This window comes from Streptomyces flavofungini, from assembly GCF_041028215.1.
Taxonomy (GTDB): Bacteria; Actinomycetota; Actinomycetes; order Streptomycetales; family Streptomycetaceae; genus Streptomyces; species Streptomyces flavofungini_B.
In genome coordinates this window covers 1-15,620 of record NZ_JASKYR010000097.1, presented here as the reverse complement: position 1 = coordinate 15,620, position 15,620 = coordinate 1, and the positions used below count along the sequence as shown (strand labels likewise).

Sequence of the window (15,620 nt, the reverse complement as noted above, 5' to 3'; positions counted from 1 at the left end):
CCCCATCAGACTTCACGGAGAAGAGAACATGACCGCAAGCACCACCATCCGCTGGGAACAGGACGACACCGGCATCGTCACCCTCGTCCTCGACGACCCCAACCAGTCCGCGAACACCATGAACCAGGCGTTCAAGGACTCCATCGCGGCGATCGCGGACCGCGCCGAGGCCGCCGTCGCGGCCGACAAGGACGCCATCCGCGGCTTCATCTACACCTCCGCCAAGAAGACGTTCTTCGCGGGCGGCGACCTCAAGGAAATGATCAGGGTCGGCCCGGAGAACGCGCAGGAGCCGTTCGACGCGGGCACCGCCATCAAGAACTCGCTGCGCCGCATCGAGACCCTCGGCAAGCCCGTCGTCGCCGCCATCAACGGCGCGGCCCTCGGCGGCGGCTACGAGATCGCCCTCGCCTCCCACCACCGCGTGGCCCTCGACGTCCCCGGTTCCAAGATCGGCCTGCCCGAGGTCACCCTCGGCCTGCTGCCCGCGGGCGGCGGCGTGACCCGCACCGTGCGCCTGATGGGCATCGCGGACGCGCTCCTGAAGGTGCTGCTCCAGGGCACCCAGTACAACCCCGGGCGCGCCCTGGAGAACGGCCTCGTCCACGAAGTGGCCGCCACCCCGGAGGAGATGCTCGAAAAGGCCCGCGCCTTCATCGACGCCAACCCCGAGTCGCAGCAGCCCTGGGACAAGCCCGGCTACCGCATCCCCGGCGGCACCCCGGCCCACCCCAAGTTCGCCGCGAACCTGCCCGCGTTCCCCGCCAACCTCAAGAAGCAGACGGCGGGCGCCAACTACCCCGCGCCGCGCAACATCCTGGCCGCCGCCGTAGAGGGCTCCCAGGTCGACTTCGAGACCGCGCTGACCATCGAGGCCAGGTACTTCACCGAGCTGGTCACCGGACAGGTCGCCAAGAACATGATCCAGGCGTTCTTCTTCGACCTCCAGGCCGTCAACTCCGGCGCCAACCGGCCGCGGGGCGTCGAGCCGAGGACCGTACGCAAGGTCGCCGTGCTCGGCGCGGGCATGATGGGCGCGGGCATCGCCTACTCGTGCGCCCGCGCGGGCATCGAGGTCGTCCTCAAGGACGTCTCGGCGGAGGCGGCGCAGAAGGGCAAGGCGTACTCCGAGAAGCTCTGCGCCAAGGCCGTGGCCTAGGGACGTACGAGCCAGGACAAGGCGGACGCGTTGCTCGCCCGCATCACGCCGACCGCCGACCCGCAGGCGCTCGCCGGGTGCGACGCGGTGATCGAGGCGGTCTTCGAGGACACCGCGCTCAAGCACAAGGTGTTCCAGGAGATCCAGGACGTCGTCGAGCCGGACGCGCTGCTCTGCTCCAACACCTCCACCCTGCCCATCACCACGCTCGCGGAGGGCGTCACCCGGCCGGTCGACTTCATCGGCCTGCACTTCTTCTCGCCCGTGGACAAGATGCCGCTCGTGGAGATCATCAAGGGCGAGCGGACCGGTGACGAGGCGCTGGCCCGCGCCTTCGACCTGGTGCGTCAGATCAACAAGACGCCGATCGTGGTCAACGACTCGCGCGGCTTCTTCACCTCCCGCGTGATCGGGCACTTCATCAACGAAGGCGTCGCCATGGTCGGCGAGGGCATCGAGCCCGCCTCCGTCGAACAGGCCGCGGCCCAGGCCGGATACCCGGCCAAGGTGCTCTCCCTGATGGACGAGCTGACCCTGACGCTGCCCCGGAAGATCCGCGACGAGACCAGGCGGGCCGTCGAGGAGGCGGGCGGCACCTGGGCGGCGCACCCCTCGGACGCCGTCATCGACCGCATGGTGGACGAGTTCCAGCGCCCCGGCAGGAGCGGGGGAGCGGGCTTCTACGACTACGTGGACGGCAGGCGCGACCGCATCTGGCCCGGCCTGCGCGAGCACTTCACCAAGCCCGGACACGAGATCCCGTTCAAGGACATGCAGGAGCGCATGCTCTTCTCCGAGGCGCTCGACACCGTACGCCTCCTGGAGGAGGGCGTGCTGACGTCGGTCGCCGACGCCAACATCGGCTCGATCCTCGGCATCGGCTTCCCCGGCTGGACGGGCGGCGTGCTCCAGTACATCAACGGCTACGAAGGCGGCCTGCCCGGCTTCGTGGCACGCGCGCGTGAGCTCGCCGAGGCCTACGGGGAGCGGTTCACGCCGCCCGCGCTGCTGGTCGAGAAGGCGGCGAACGGGGAGCGCTTCAGCGACGCGTGACCGGGGGCGTGCGCCGGGCGTGCGTGCGCCGGTGCGGGGTGGTTCGAGGGGAGCGGAGCGGTTCAGCTCTCGCCGCTCTCCTTGAGCCACTCCCGCAGCTCCTCCTTGAGCGAGCGCTGGAAGGCGGTCACCAGCGCCTGCACCACCATCGGCTGCATGTGCGCCGACAGCGACCGCATCGCCGCGACGTGCTCGGGGCCCGAACCGCCCTCGCCGCGCGCGTCCCACACCTCGTCGCGGAAGAGCCGGGACAGCTCATGGGCGGCCGACCGCGAATGCTCCATGAGCACCGAGCGGGCCGCGAGGATCGTCTCGTGCGCGATCGGCACGTCCAGGAGCCGCACCCCGAGCCGCAGCAGCCCCACGTCCACGCGGTACGTCCCCGGCGTCCCCGTCCCGGCCAGCACGCCCATCGCGGCGAGCCGCTCCAGGTCCTCCCCGGTCAGCGCGCGCCCCGCCCTGCGCTCCAGGTCGGCGCGCGGCACGTCCTCGGTGGAGTCGGGCGCCCAGGAGGCCACCAGGGCACGGTGGATGGCGAGGTCGTGCGCGCTGAGATCGGCGGGGAGCCGCTCCACGTACCGCTCGATCGCGGCGAGCGTCATGCCCTGGTGCTGGAGTTCCTCGATGAGGGCGAGCCGGGAGAGGTGCTCCTGGCCGTAGTGGCCGACGCGGCGCGGACCGATGACCGGTGGCGGCAGCAGGCCCTTGGTGCCGTAGAAACGGATCGTGCGGACCGTGACCCCCGCGCGTGCGGCCAGTTCGTCGACCGTGAGGGCCGGCTCGGCTGCCTCGGTCGCGACGCCCTCGGTGTCGGTCGTCATGGCGGTGCCATCCTCCCCGGTTCGGCCCTGGGGACGTCTCCCCGCTCCGTGCGTCGATGCGGCCCCCGCATCGTGCGTCAATGCGGTGCAACAGTATTGCTGGCACACCAGTGTTGTGAAACCCTCCGGGCCCATCGACGGCATCAGGAGGCGGTCATGACCACGATCCCGCGAATCCCGTCCGACCCCGCCGGCATCACCCTCCCCGCCCTGCTCCGCCGCGCCGCCGAGGACCACGGGGAGCTGCCCGCGCTCTCCTGGCGCACGGGCGGGGAGTGGTCGACGCTCACCTGGCGCGAGGTGCGGCGCGAGGTCGCCGTCCTGGCCGCGGGGTACGCCGCACTCGGCGTCGAGCGCGGCGAGCACGTCCTGATGATGCTGGGCAACCGCCCCGAGCACTGGCTCAGCGACCTGGCCCTGGTGCACCTGGGCGCCGTCCCCGTGACCGTGTACGGGACGGCCGCCCCCGAGCAGGTGGCCCACATCGCGCGGCACAGCCGGGCCCGCCTCGCTCTCGTCGAGGGCGCCGGTGAGCTGCCGCGCTGGGAGCCGCTCCTCGCCGACGGCAGCGCCCCGCTGCGGCGCCTGGTGGTCGTGGCGGCGGCGGACGCGGGGGAGCACCGCACGTACGGCTCGCTGCGCGCCGCGGGGGCCCGCGGGTACGACCCGGAGGTCTTCGAGAAGGGCTGGCGGGAGAGCGGCCCGGACGACACGCTCACCGTCGTCTACACCTCGGGCACCACCGGCGACCCCAAGGGCGTCCGGCTCAGCCACCGCAACATCCTCCTCAACGGCATCGCCCTGGACGGCGTCGTCGACTTCCCCGAGCACGTCGGGCACATCTGCTACCTGCCCTTCGCGCACATCGCGGAGCGGCTCCTCGGCATCTACCTGCCGGTCCTGCGGGCCGCGCACGTGCATCTCTGCGCCGACCCCTCGCAGGTGGCGGCCACCGCGCGCGAGCTGCGTCCCGTGCAGTTCTTCGGGGTCCCGCGCGTATGGGAGAAGCTCGCCGCGTCGGTGCGGGCCGCCCTCGCCGCGCTGCCCGAGGAACGGCGCCGGGCCATCGAGGCCGCGGGCGAGACCGCCCGCGCGCACATCGCCTGCCGCGAGCGGGGCGAGGAGCCCCCTGCGGAGCTGCGGGAGGCCTACGCCGAGGCCAAGGAGCGGGTCCTCGACCCGCTGCTCGCGCTCGCCGGGTTCGACCGGCTGGTGTGGACCGCGAGCGCGTCGGCGCCCATGCCGCCGGAGGTGTCCCGCTTCTGGGCGGGCTTCGGCCTGGTGATCATGGATGCGTGGGGGCTCACCGAGACCGCGGGGGTGGTCACGACCAACGCCCCCGGGGCGTTCCGCCTCGGCTCGGTGGGCCGCCCGATCGAGGGCCTCGAAGTGCGCACCGCCGAGGACGGGGAGCTGCTCGTGCGCGGGGCGACCGTCTTCGACGGCTATCTGCGGCCCGACGGCGGGGTCGACTCCGCCTGCGACGCCGACGGCTGGTTCGCCACCGGCGACATCGGCCGGATCGACACGGACGGCTACGTCTGGCTCACCGACCGCAAGAAGGAGATGATCGTGACCTCCACGGGCAAGAACGTCTCGCCCGCCCTCGTGGAGAACGCGCTCAAGGAGCACCCGCTGATCGGTCAGGCCCTCGCGCACGGCGACGGCCGCTCCTACCTGGTGGCCCTGCTCGTCCTCGACGCGGAGATGGCGCCCGCCTGGGCGGCCGCGCGCGGCATCGAGGGCGGCCTGGTCTCCCACCCGGCCGTGCGGGAGGAGATCGCACGCGCCGTCCGGGCCGCCAACGCGCGCCTGAACCGCACCGAGCAGATCAAGCGCTACCACCTCCTCGCCGAGGAGTGGAGCCCGGCCACCGGGGAGCTGACCCCCTCCCTGAAGCTGCGCCGCCGTGTTGTCCGCGCCAAGTACGAGCAGGTCATCGACCGTATGTACACCCCTTGACCACCATGTGAGAAGTTCCGCTATGTGACGTGCGCCACCGCGTGTTCGGTGATCGGTGGGGGAAGGTGTCCCGTCGGTCCGCGCGCGTCAGGGGTGTCGTGGGCCGGAGCACATTCCGGACCCCGGAGCGCTTCCGGGCACCAGAGAGTAGATCCCCCACGTGAGCAAGGAAGCCGTAGATTCGGCCCGCCTGGACGCATCCCGCACGGATGCCGCCCAGGCCCCCGCGGACGCGGGCGACGCCGGTTACAGCAAGGACCTCAAGGCCCGTCACGTCAACATGATCGCGATTGGTGGCGCGATCGGCACAGGGCTCTTTCTCGGGGCGGGCGGCCGCCTCCACTCGGCGGGCCCCGCGCTCGCCCTCGCGTACCTCGTGTGCGGCGTCTTCGCGTTCTTCGTCGTCCGCGCCCTCGGCGAGATGGTGCTCTACCGTCCGTCGTCCGGTTCGTTCGTGTCGTACGCGCGTGAGTTCCTCGGCGAGAAGGGCGCCTACGTCGCCGGTTGGATGTACTTCCTCAACTGGTCGACCACCGGCATCGCCGACATCACCGCGATCGCCCTCTACACGCACTACTGGAGCTTCTTCACCGACATCCCGCAGTGGGTGCTCGCGCTGATAGCCCTTGCGGTGGTCCTGGCGATCAACCTCATCTCCGTGAAGTACTTCGGCGAGATGGAGTTCTGGTTCTCCATCGTCAAGGTCGCCGCGCTGATCGCGTTCATGCTGATCGGCATCTTCCTGCTGGTCACCCAGCACAAGGTCGGCGGCGAGACACCGGGTCTGAGCGTCATCACCGACAACGGCGGCTTCCTGCCGCACGGCCTGATGCCCGTCGTGATCGTGATGCAGGGCGTCGTCTTCGCCTACGCCTCGCTGGAACTGGTCGGCGTCGCGGCGGGCGAGACCGCCGAGCCGCAGAAGATCGTGCCGCGCGCCGTGAACTCGATCATGTGGCGCGTGGGCCTGTTCTACGTGGGCTCGGTCGTCCTCCTCGCGCTGCTGCTCCCCGGAGCGGTGTACTCGGCGGACCAGAGCCCCTTCGTGACGGTCCTGTCCAAGATCGGCGTACCGGCGGCCGGCGACGTGATGAACCTGGTCGTCCTGACGGCGGCCATGTCCTCGCTGAACTCGGGCCTGTACTCCACGGGCCGCATCCTGCGCTCCATGGCGATGGCGGGCTCGGCCCCCAAGTTCACCGCCAGGATGAACAAGAGCCAGGTGCCCTACGGCGGCATCCTGCTCACCGCGGGCGTGGGCGTCATCGGCGTCGTCCTGAACAGCATCGTGCCGAGCAAGGCCTTCGAGATCGTCCTGAACGTGGCGTCCCTCGGCATCATCAGCACCTGGGTGATCATCATGATCTGTCACCTGGCGTTCGTCCGCCGTGCCAAGGAGGGCGCCTTCGACCGCCCGAAGTTCCGTCTCCCGGGCAACCCGGTCACGGAGATCGTCACGATCGTCTTCCTGCTGGCCGTGCTCTGCCTGATGTGGAAGGACCCGGAGGTCGGCCGCAAGACGCTGTTCCTCATCCCGATCGTCGCGGCGGCGCTCGTCGCGGGCTGGTACGCGATCCGCAAGAAGGTCGACCGCGAGGCCCAGACCCTGACCAAGTGACGTGTCAGTGCTCGCACCTACGGTGGCGTCATGCCGGAGATCACACACTCCGGGGTGACGCCACCGCGTCGTCCGGGGGCTGACGGGCGGCCGGATGCGCTCTGGCGGGTTTGCCGGGCGGGCCGGATGCTCGGGGCATGGACATCATGGTGCCGGTCAAGGACGGCGAAGTGTGGGCGTGGGACTCGGGTGTGCCGCGGGGCGTGGACGCCGGGGGGCTGCCCCTGGTGCTGCTGCACCCGGGCGTCGCGGACTCCCGGATCTGGGACGGCGTGCTGCCGCGCCTGACCGCACGCCACCGCGTGATCCGCTACGACGCGCGGGCGTACGGCAGGTCACCGGACCCGACCGCGCCGTTCTCGCTCGTGGCGGACCTGACGGCCGTCCTCGGCCACTTCGGCATCGCGCGGGCGGTCCTCGCGGGGTCGAGCATGGGCGCCGCGACGGCGATCAGCCTGGCGCTGCGCGACCCCGCGCGGGTGGCGGCGCTCGCGCTGGTGGTCCCGGGCGTGACGGGCGCCGACGAGCTGCTGCCGCGCGCGTTCATGGCTGAGGTGGGCCGCCTCGCCGAGGCGGGCGACATCGACGGCATCGTGGCCATGATCATGCGTTCCTCGGCCGCCGCGGGCACCGGGGACGACGCGGAGGTCGCGGCGTTCGTCAAGGCGGTGGTCCCCGCCTGGTTCGCCGTCCCGCGTCAACGAGACGATGGCGCGCCGCATCCCGGGCTGCCGCCTCGTGCGCCTCGCGGGCTCCGACCACTTCCCGACGCTGCGGGAGCCGGACGCGGTGGCCGACGCCGYCCTGGCGGCGTACGAGGCGGCGGGCGCGGGGGCATGAGACGGCGGTGAGCACGCGCCGCGCCGCCCGGAGGGAATCCGGGCGGCGCGGTGTCCGCGGGCGTCAGTGCTTGTGGCCGTGCCCGTGGTCGTGCCCGTGGTCGTGGACGCCGTTCGTGGCGGCGATCTCCTTCCACGACTTCGGCTTCGCGGGCGCGTCGGCGGCGGCCGACGAGCGGGCGAGCCCGGCCTTCTTCGCGGCCGGGGCGGCGGGCCGCGACGGCTCGTAGAGCCAGGTGTCGAAGAGCTCGGCGAGCGGCTTGCCCGAGACCTTCTCGGCGTACTTCACGAAGTCGCCGACCTTGGCGTTGCCGTACGCGTGCGCCTTCGGCCAGCCCTTGAGAACCGCGAAGAAGGCGTCGTCGCCGATCTCGTTGCGCAGCGCCTGGAGGGCCAGCGCGCCCCGGTCGTAGACCGCGATGTCGAACTGGTTGTCCGGCCCCGGGTCGCCCGGCTTCACCGTCCAGAACGGGTCACCCGCGGGGTGCTGCGCGTACACGTAGTCCGCGAGCTCCTGCGCGGTGCCCTCGCCCTCCTTCTCCGACCACAGCCACTGGCTGTAGCGGGCGAAGCCCTCGTTGACCCAGATGTCCTTCCAGCCGTGCACCGAGACGCTGTCCCCGTACCACTGGTGGGCCAGCTCATGGACGACGATGGAGGCGTTGGAGCCGTTGTTGAACGCGGCGGGGCTGTAGAAGGGCCGCGTCTGGGTCTCCAGGGCGTAGCTGCTCTTGACGTTCGGGACATAGCCGCCGAGCGCGTTGAAGGGGTAGGCGCCGAAGACCGTCTCCAGCCACTCCGCGACCTCGGTGGTCCGCTCGATGCTGGCGCGCGCGGAGCCCGCGTTGTCACCGAGGTCCTTGCTGTAGGCGTTCAGGACCGGCAGACCGCTCTCGGTCTTGTCGGTCGTGATGTCGAACTTGCCGACGGCGAGCGTGGCGAGATAGCTGGCCTGCGGCTTGTTGGAGCGCCAGTTGTAGCGCGTCCAGCCGAGCTTCGAACTCTGCGACTGCAGGACGCCGTTGGAGATCGCCTGCGTGCCGTCGGGCACGGAGACGGACACGTCGTAGGTGGCCTTGTCCAGCGGGTGGTCGTTGGAGGGGAACCACCACACGGCGGCCTCCGGCTCCTGCGCGGCGACACCGCCGTCCGGCGTCCGGTGCCAGGCCGTGTAGCCGTTGATCTTCAGCTCGGACGGCTTGCCCGCGTACCGGACCACGACCGTGACCGCCGCGCCCTTGGGCAGGCCCGCGGTCGGCGTGATCTCCAGCTCCTGGTCGCCGGTCCTGGCGAACTTCGCCTTCTTGCCGTTGACCCGCACCTCGGAGACCTTGAGCCCGAAGTCGAGGTTGAAGCGCGAGAGGTCCTGCGTGGTACGGGCGTTGATCGTCGCCGTGCCCTCGAGGAGGTCGGTGACGGGCTGGTACTTCAGCCTCAGGTCGTAGTGCGAGACGTCGTATCCGCCGTTGCCGCTTGCCGGGTAATAGGGATCGCCGATGCCCGGGGCCCCGGGGGTGAAGTCAGCGGCCGATGCCGGGATCGCCAGCAGCAGGGAGGCCGCGATCGCTCCCGGAACGATGAGTCTGCGGTGCACGTCAAGCTCCAAGTCGTAGTCGCAAGTCGCCGCGACACACGTGCTGTGTGTCTTGGTCGCCGAGCCTATTCAGCCCTTACGGCACGCGTCATGTCCATGGCCCCTCCTGTCACACGATCGCCATTCGGCCGACATGTGCCTCAATGTCCCAAGCGCCTGACGCCGCACGTCCGGCCCCCTGTCGCGCGGGAGTTCGCCGGTGTACCTTCCGCGCCATGCCGATACGTGCGCGACGCATCCGCCTCCTCTGGAGATCGCTGCTGACAGCGGCCCTCGCCGCCCTGCTTGCCACGCTTGTGTCCCCGGGCGCCGCACAGGGGGCCGCGCCGGGCCCCCGTGACCCCGTCGAGAGCACGCCCAAGTACTCCTACGAGCACGCGATACGCGAGTCAGTATGGGTCGACACCGGGCTCGACGGCGACACCGACGGCAGGACCGACCGCGTCGCCGTCGACATCGTCAGGCCCCGCGAACTCGACCGCACGGGCCGCCGGATACCCGTGATCATGGACGCCAGCCCGTACTACTCCTGCTGCGGACGGGGCAACGAGAGCCAGAAGAAGACCTACGACGCGCAGGGCAACCCCGTCCAGTTCCCGCTCTACTACGACAACTACTTCGTGCCGCGCGGCTACGGCTTCGTCGCCGTGGACCTGGCGGGCACGAACCGCTCGGACGGCTGCGTCGACGTCGGGGGCCGCTCCGACGTCCGGTCGGCCGAGGCGGTCGTCGACTGGCTGAACGGCCGGGCCCGCGGCTACACCAGCCGCACGGGCCAGGAGCGCGCGAAGGCCGCCTGGTCCAACGGCAGGACCGGAATGATCGGCAAGAGCTACGACGGCACCGTCGCGCAGGGCGTGGCCGCCACCGGCGTCAAGGGCCTGAAGACGATCGTGCCGATCGGCGCGATCTCCTCCTGGTACGACTACTACTTCCAGCAGGGCGCCCCGCTCTACGACAGCGGCCCCGAGTGGCTGTCCGACGCCGTGGAGAGCCCCGAGGCGCGCGCCCGCTGCGGCGCCGTGCAGCAGCGCCTGATCGACGGCGGGCCCCGCAACGGAGACTGGACGCCCCTGTGGGACGAGCGGAATCACGTGCCGGACGCGGGCAAGTTCAGGGCCAGCGTCTTCGTCGTGCACGGCATGCAGGACCTGAACGTCCGCGCCAAGCACTTCGGCCAGTGGTGGGACGCCCTCGCCGAAAACGGCGTCGACCGCAAGATCTGGCTCAGCCAGGCCGGTCACGTCGACCCCTTCGACCTGCGCAGGGCCGACTGGGTCCGCACCCTGCACCGCTGGTTCGACCATGAACTCCTCGGCCTGGACAACGGCGTCGACCGCGAGCCGATGGCCGACATCGAGCGCGCCCCCGGCCGGTGGACCACCGACCGCGTCTGGCCCCCGCGCGGCACGGCGACGGTCGCCCTCCGTCCCGCCAAGGGCGAAGCGCCCGGCGTGGGCACGCTCGGCACCCGCCCCGCCAAGGGCTCGGAGACCTTCACCGACGACCCGGCCCTGAGCGAGACGGACTGGGCCGAGCGGATCGACGTGCCCACACCGGCCAAGGCGGGCTTCGTCACCCGGCCGCTCGCCCGCGACCTGCGTCTTTCCGGCTCCTCGCAGGTGACGGTGACCGCGACCCCGACGACCCGGACCGCCCATCTCTCCGCCGTCCTCGTCGACCTGGGCCCCGCCACCATCCGTGACTACGCGGCAGCGGGCGAGGGCATCACCACACTCACCGAACGCGACTGCTGGGGCGCGAGCACCGCAGGCGACAGCGCCTGCTACCGCCGGACCGGGGCGAAGACGGCCGACGTCCAGCACACCGTCTTCAGCCGCGGCTGGGCCGACCTCGGCACCTGGGCGGACGCCCGCCACGGGCGCCCGCTCACCCCGGGCAAGCCGCACACCATCACCGTCGACCTCGCCGCGAGCGACCACGTCGTGCCCAAGGGCCACCGCCTCGCACTGATCATCGCGGGCACCGACAAGAACCTCATCGAACCCCCCGCCGACAAGCCGGCGCTCACCATCGACCTGGCCCGCACCCATGCGAAGGTGCCGCTGGTGGGCGGTGCGGGTGCGCTCAGGACCTCCGCTTCCGCCGCTCCGCGCGACGCCCGTCTCGACGGCGTCGCCCCGCCGCGCCCGATCATCCCCGTACCGGGAGGCAGTTCCTCATGACACCGCGCATCAGAACCCTAGCGCTGGCCTGTGCCACCGCCGCGCTCGCCGCGCCGCTCCTGACGGTGCCCGCCCAGGCGTCCCCGACGCCGCCGCGTACCGGCTTCGAGGAGAGCGAGGGGGCCCGCTGGACCAGCCAGCCCGAGGAACAGCGGTTCCTGGCCGCCGTCGACAAGGCGAGCGACCGCGTCTCCGTCTCCCGGATCGGCCGCACCAAGCAGGACCGCCCGCTCCAACTGGTGCGCGTCGGAGCCCGCGAGGCCGCCACCACCGTGCTGCTGATCTGCAGCCAGCACGGCGACGAGCCGTCCGGCCGCGAGGCCTGCCTGAGCACCATCCGCGACCTGGCCCACGCCAAGGACGGCAGGACCCGGGACTTCCTCCGGCATACGACGCTCCTGGTCGTGCCGACGGCCAACCCCGACGGCCGCGCCGCCGACACCCGCGGCAACTCCGACGGCGTCGACATCAACCGCGACCACCTCTCCCTCGCGACGGCGGAGGCCCGCGCCACGGCCGCCGTCATCCGCGACCACCGGCCCGACGTCATCTACGACCTGCACGAGTACGGGGCGACGCCCAAGTACTACGACAAGGACCTCTTCGACCTCTGGCCGCGCAACCTCAACACCGACGAGGCGGTGCACAAGGAGGCGCAGACCCTGTCGAAGGCGTACGTGCGCCCGGCCGCCGAGGCCGACTCCTACACCACGGGCACCTACGGCATCTGGACGGACCCCGTCACCGGTGAGCCCGTCAAGCAGACCGCGGGCGACGGGCAGGAGCGCATCCTGCGCAACATGTCCGGCATCAAGCACGCCGCCGGGCTGCTCATCGAGAGCCGCGTCGACCCGCTCACCGACGCCGAGAAGAAGGACGAGGCGCTGAACAACCGCCGCCGCGTGGCGTCCCAGATCTCCGCGCTCGGCGGCCTCTTCGCCTACACGGGCGAGCGGCGCGCCGATCTGGAGAGGGCCACCGGCGCGGCCCGCGTCGAGGGCTTCCGCGACCGCGGGCCCGTCTATGTCGGCGGCGCCGACAACGACCCGGCGGAACCGGCCGAGATCATCGCCGACCCGCCCTGCGGCTACCGCCTGACCGCCGCCCAGTACGCGGACATCAAGGACGAACTGGCCCTGCACGGAGTACGGGTGAAACGCCAGAAGTCGGGCGCGTACGTGCCGCTGCGGCAGTCGGCGCGGGCCCTCGTGCCCCTGCTGCTCGACGAGCGGGCGGCTTACCGCATGGTCACAGCTCGACCCGACATGAGCTGTTGAAGGCATGAGATGTAGGTCACATGTGGTAGGGGGTATCGAGAACAAACTCTCGACCGAAACCAACCCCTTGAAAGGTGCCACTCGTGACGCATGAACAGCAGAAGGCGGATGACGGGGGAGGGTCGCCGGACATCATGACGCCCTCCCACGGCGGCCGGACCCCACAGACGGACCGGGTGGTGTTCGGCGTCACCGCCGTGCTCACCCTGGCGTTCGTGGTCTGGGGCGCGGTGGCGACGGACTCGCTCAAGGATGTCTCCACGGACATGCTGAACGGGTTGATCCACAACGGCGGTTGGTTCTTCATGCTGGCCGCCACCGGTTTCGTGGTCTTCGCGCTCTGGCTGGCCGTCAGCCGGTACGGGAAGATCACCCTCGGCAAGGAGGGCGAGGAGCCGGAGTTCCGCACGGTGTCCTGGGTCGCCATGATGTTCAGCGCCGGCATGGGCATCGGCCTCATGTTCTACGGCGTGAGCGAACCCCTGGCGCACTTCACCTCGCCGCCGCCGGGCACCGACCCGGCGGACTCGGCGGCGGCGATGGAGACATCGCTCGCCACCACCCTGTTCCACTGGACGCTCCACCCCTGGGCGATCTACGCGGTGGTGGGCCTCGCCATCGCGTACAGCACGTTCCGGCGCAACCGGCGGCAGACCATCAGCGCCGTCTTCGAGCCGCTCATCGGCAAGAAGCACGCCCGGGGCGCGTGGGGCCGGGTCATCGACATCCTGGCCATCTTCGCGACGCTCTTCGGCTCGGCCGCCTCCCTGGGCCTCGGCGCCCTCCAGATCGGCAGCGGCATCGAGGTGCTCGACTGGATGGACGACGCGGGCACCGGCCTGCTCGTCGTGATCATCGGCGTGCTGACCCTGGCCTTCGTGGCGTCCGCCATCTCCGGGGTGGAGAAGGGCGTCCAGTGGCTGTCGAACATCAACATGGTGCTCGCGCTGCTGCTCGTCGTGTTCGTCTTCATCGCGGGCCCCACGGTCATCATCCTCGACATGCTGCCGACCTCCATCGGCGCCTACCTCGACGACCTGCCGCAGCTCATCGGCCGCACCGAGGCCTCCAGCGGCAAGGGCGTCGCCGACTGGCTGAGCGGCTGGACGGTCTTCTACTGGGCGTGGTGGATCTCCTGGACGCCGTTCGTCGGCATGTTCATCGCCCGCATCAGCCGGGGCCGCACGATCCGCCAGTTCGTCGGCGGCGTCATCCTGGTACCGAGCACGGTCAGCCTGATCTGGTTCGCGGTCTTCGGCGGCAGCGCCATGACCGTCTCCGAGCGGGGCGGCCTCAAGGGCGAGACGACCGCGGAGGCACAGCTCTTCGGCCTGCTCCACGAGTACCCCATCGCCACCGTCACCAGCCTCCTGGTGATGATCCTCGTCGGCATCTTCTTCGTCTCGGGCGCCGACGCCGCCTCCATCGTCATGGGCACGCTCTCGCAGAAGGGCGCACTCGAACCCGGGCGGTTCGTCGTCGTCTTCTGGGGCATCGTGACCGGTGCCGTGGCGGCCATCATGCTGCTCATCGGCGACGGCTCGGGCGACGCGCTCACCGGCCTCCAGAACCTCACGATCCTGGTGGCGGCACCCTTCACCCTCGTGATGATCGGCATGTGCGTGTCCCTCATGCGGGACCTGCGCCACGACCCGCTGATCGTGCGCGGCGAACACGGCACGGAAGCGGTCGAGAAGGCCGTGATCGCGGGCCACGAGCAGTACGACGGCGACTTCGAGATCCGTATCGGCCCGGCCACGGACGAGGACATGGACGGCCCGGAGACGGACAACGACCCGGCGCGTACGAGCTGACCCGCCCCGGACGAGGCGGCGCGGCGGTCCGGCTGCGCCCCTCGTCCAGCCGGGTGGACGAGGGTACGCCCTCGCCCACTTGTGCGCCGTTCCCTCCGGTCCGCGTCCTCGGTCACGCGGGCCCACGGCGCTTGCCAGCGACGTCTCATTGACCCCATCCGGGCTCAGGGGTCGCACCGGCACCGTGACCAGGAGCGGAATAGGGGATGCCGTGCTCACATCACACATCCGGTGGGGATACTCACAGCATGTCTGCCGAGTACGCGACCTTCGGTCTGGCGCCTGCCATGCGGGCCGGTGGGGTCCTCGCCAACGGTGACTACCAAGTCCACCGTGACTTCGTCGACTTCATCGTCGACGGCCGACCCCTGCTCTTCCGGCTCTCCGACCTCGACGCCGTGTCCCCGCTGGCCGCGGACATCCCCCCGGCCATCTTCACCGCCCACATCCGGCGGCTCCTGCTCGAAGCGGATGCGCCGCTGCGCGACGACCGGTACGTCATATACGGCTGTCCCGAGTGCGAGGGCCTGGAGTGCGGTGCCGTCACCGCCGTCATCGAGAAGGCGCACGACGGCAGCGACGACTTCATCTGGCGTGACTTCGCCTGGCAGACGGCGGAACCGGCCGACCTGGAACTCAACGGGTACCACGGCATAGGGCCGTTCCGCTTCCGCGGCGCCGAGTACCGCGCGGCGCTCGGGGAGTTGCTCGCGGCCGAGCAGCCGCAGGTCCGGCGCCGGGTGCTGCTCATCGGGGCCCGCGTCGCGCTCCTCGCCAAGCTGGCGGCGGCGCTGCGCACCATCGGCATCGGGGCGGAGATCGCCGCGGACGCCGCGGGGGTGCCGCCGGAGGAACTGCGCACATACGGGGCCGTCGCCTTCGGGCGCAGGGTGTCCGCGGAGACCCGGCGGTCCGTGCGGGCCGCCTTCGAGGGGGCGGGCGTAGGGGTCGCCTGCGTCGACGGGCTCGCGCCGATCGTGCCGCTCCTGGTGGCCCAGATCGAGTACGCCCTGGACCGCAGCCCCGCGGAGCAGCGGCGGCTCACCCGGCTCGCCGCCGGACGGGACGCGGCGCGGCTGTCCGTCACGTCCACCTGCCGGGTCAAGCTCATCGCGTACCGGATGGACCGGCTGTCGCGGACGCACGTCCACGAGGTCTTCGACGAGGTCCTTCAGCCGGGGGAGCACCGGGTCCCGCTGACCTCGCGCAGTACGAAGGGCGACTCCTATGTGGTCGCGCGGACCTCCACGAGTGTCCTGGTGACGCCGACGACGTCGGGCGGGGGCACCTCTTGAGG

General features: G+C 71.1%; 9 protein-coding genes and 1 pseudogene. 8 read left to right on the top strand and 2 right to left on the bottom strand.

Annotated elements, in window-relative coordinates; genetic code table 11:
• The first annotated feature begins 28 nt into the window (after window positions 1-28).
• Window positions 29-2,212: pseudogene (locus AB8Z36_RS09715) on the top strand (3-hydroxyacyl-CoA dehydrogenase NAD-binding domain-containing protein).
• 62 nt (window positions 2,213-2,274) lie between these two features.
• Here AB8Z36_RS09715 and AB8Z36_RS09710 read toward each other — a convergent pair.
• Window positions 2,275-3,033, bottom strand: coding sequence for a MerR family transcriptional regulator (locus tag AB8Z36_RS09710; RefSeq protein ID WP_369212815.1), 759 nt, complete (start codon window positions 3,031-3,033; stop codon window positions 2,275-2,277).
• A 156-nt stretch (window positions 3,034-3,189) separates the two neighbouring features.
• Here AB8Z36_RS09710 and AB8Z36_RS09705 point away from each other — a divergent pair, with 156 nt between their 5' ends.
• The 3 genes from AB8Z36_RS09705 (at window position 3,190) to AB8Z36_RS09695 (ending at window position 7,464) form a co-directional block, all read left to right on the top strand.
• A complete protein-coding gene (locus AB8Z36_RS09705) occupies window positions 3,190-4,995 on the top strand; it encodes an AMP-dependent synthetase/ligase (RefSeq protein WP_369212814.1) in 1,806 nt (601 codons plus the stop codon).
• Between the two features lie 160 nt (window positions 4,996-5,155).
• Window positions 5,156-6,613 (top strand): amino acid permease, encoded by a 1,458-nt coding sequence (locus AB8Z36_RS09700; RefSeq protein WP_369212813.1) that lies wholly within the window; start codon window positions 5,156-5,158, stop codon window positions 6,611-6,613.
• Between the two features lie 137 nt (window positions 6,614-6,750).
• Window positions 6,751-7,464 carry an alpha/beta fold hydrolase gene (locus tag AB8Z36_RS09695; protein ID WP_369212812.1) on the top strand — a complete coding sequence of 238 codons (714 nt, stop codon included), beginning with the start codon at window positions 6,751-6,753 and terminating at the stop codon, window positions 7,462-7,464.
• A gap of 52 nt (window positions 7,465-7,516) precedes the next feature.
• Here AB8Z36_RS09695 and AB8Z36_RS09690 read toward each other — a convergent pair whose 3' ends face one another.
• Window positions 7,517-9,046 carry a M1 family metallopeptidase gene (locus AB8Z36_RS09690; RefSeq protein ID WP_369212811.1) on the bottom strand — a complete coding sequence of 510 codons (1,530 nt, stop codon included), beginning with the start codon at window positions 9,044-9,046 and terminating at the stop codon, window positions 7,517-7,519.
• A gap of 215 nt (window positions 9,047-9,261) precedes the next feature.
• Here AB8Z36_RS09690 and AB8Z36_RS09685 point away from each other — a divergent pair, with 215 nt between their 5' ends.
• The 4 genes from AB8Z36_RS09685 to AB8Z36_RS09670 all read left to right on the top strand — a co-directional run bounded on the left by AB8Z36_RS09685 (window position 9,262) and on the right by AB8Z36_RS09670 (window position 15,618).
• Window positions 9,262-11,232 carry a Xaa-Pro dipeptidyl-peptidase gene (locus AB8Z36_RS09685; RefSeq protein ID WP_369212810.1) on the top strand — a complete coding sequence of 657 codons (1,971 nt, stop codon included), beginning with the start codon at window positions 9,262-9,264 and terminating at the stop codon, window positions 11,230-11,232.
• Window positions 11,229-12,509, top strand: coding sequence for a M14 family metallopeptidase (locus tag AB8Z36_RS09680; RefSeq protein ID WP_369212809.1), 1,281 nt, complete (start codon window positions 11,229-11,231; stop codon window positions 12,507-12,509). Before AB8Z36_RS09685 ends, AB8Z36_RS09680 begins: the two co-directional genes overlap by 4 nt.
• Window positions 12,510-12,643: 134 nt before the next feature.
• Entirely contained in the window at window positions 12,644-14,323 is a 1,680-nt protein-coding gene (locus AB8Z36_RS09675) for a BCCT family transporter (protein ID WP_369212816.1), read from the top strand.
• Window positions 14,324-14,571: 248 nt separating this feature from the next.
• The gene (locus AB8Z36_RS09670; protein ID WP_369212808.1) at window positions 14,572-15,618 is read left to right on the top strand and encodes an oxidoreductase; all 1,047 of its coding nucleotides are present in this window, start codon (window positions 14,572-14,574) and stop codon (window positions 15,616-15,618) included.
• Window positions 15,619-15,620 lie beyond the last annotated feature (2 nt).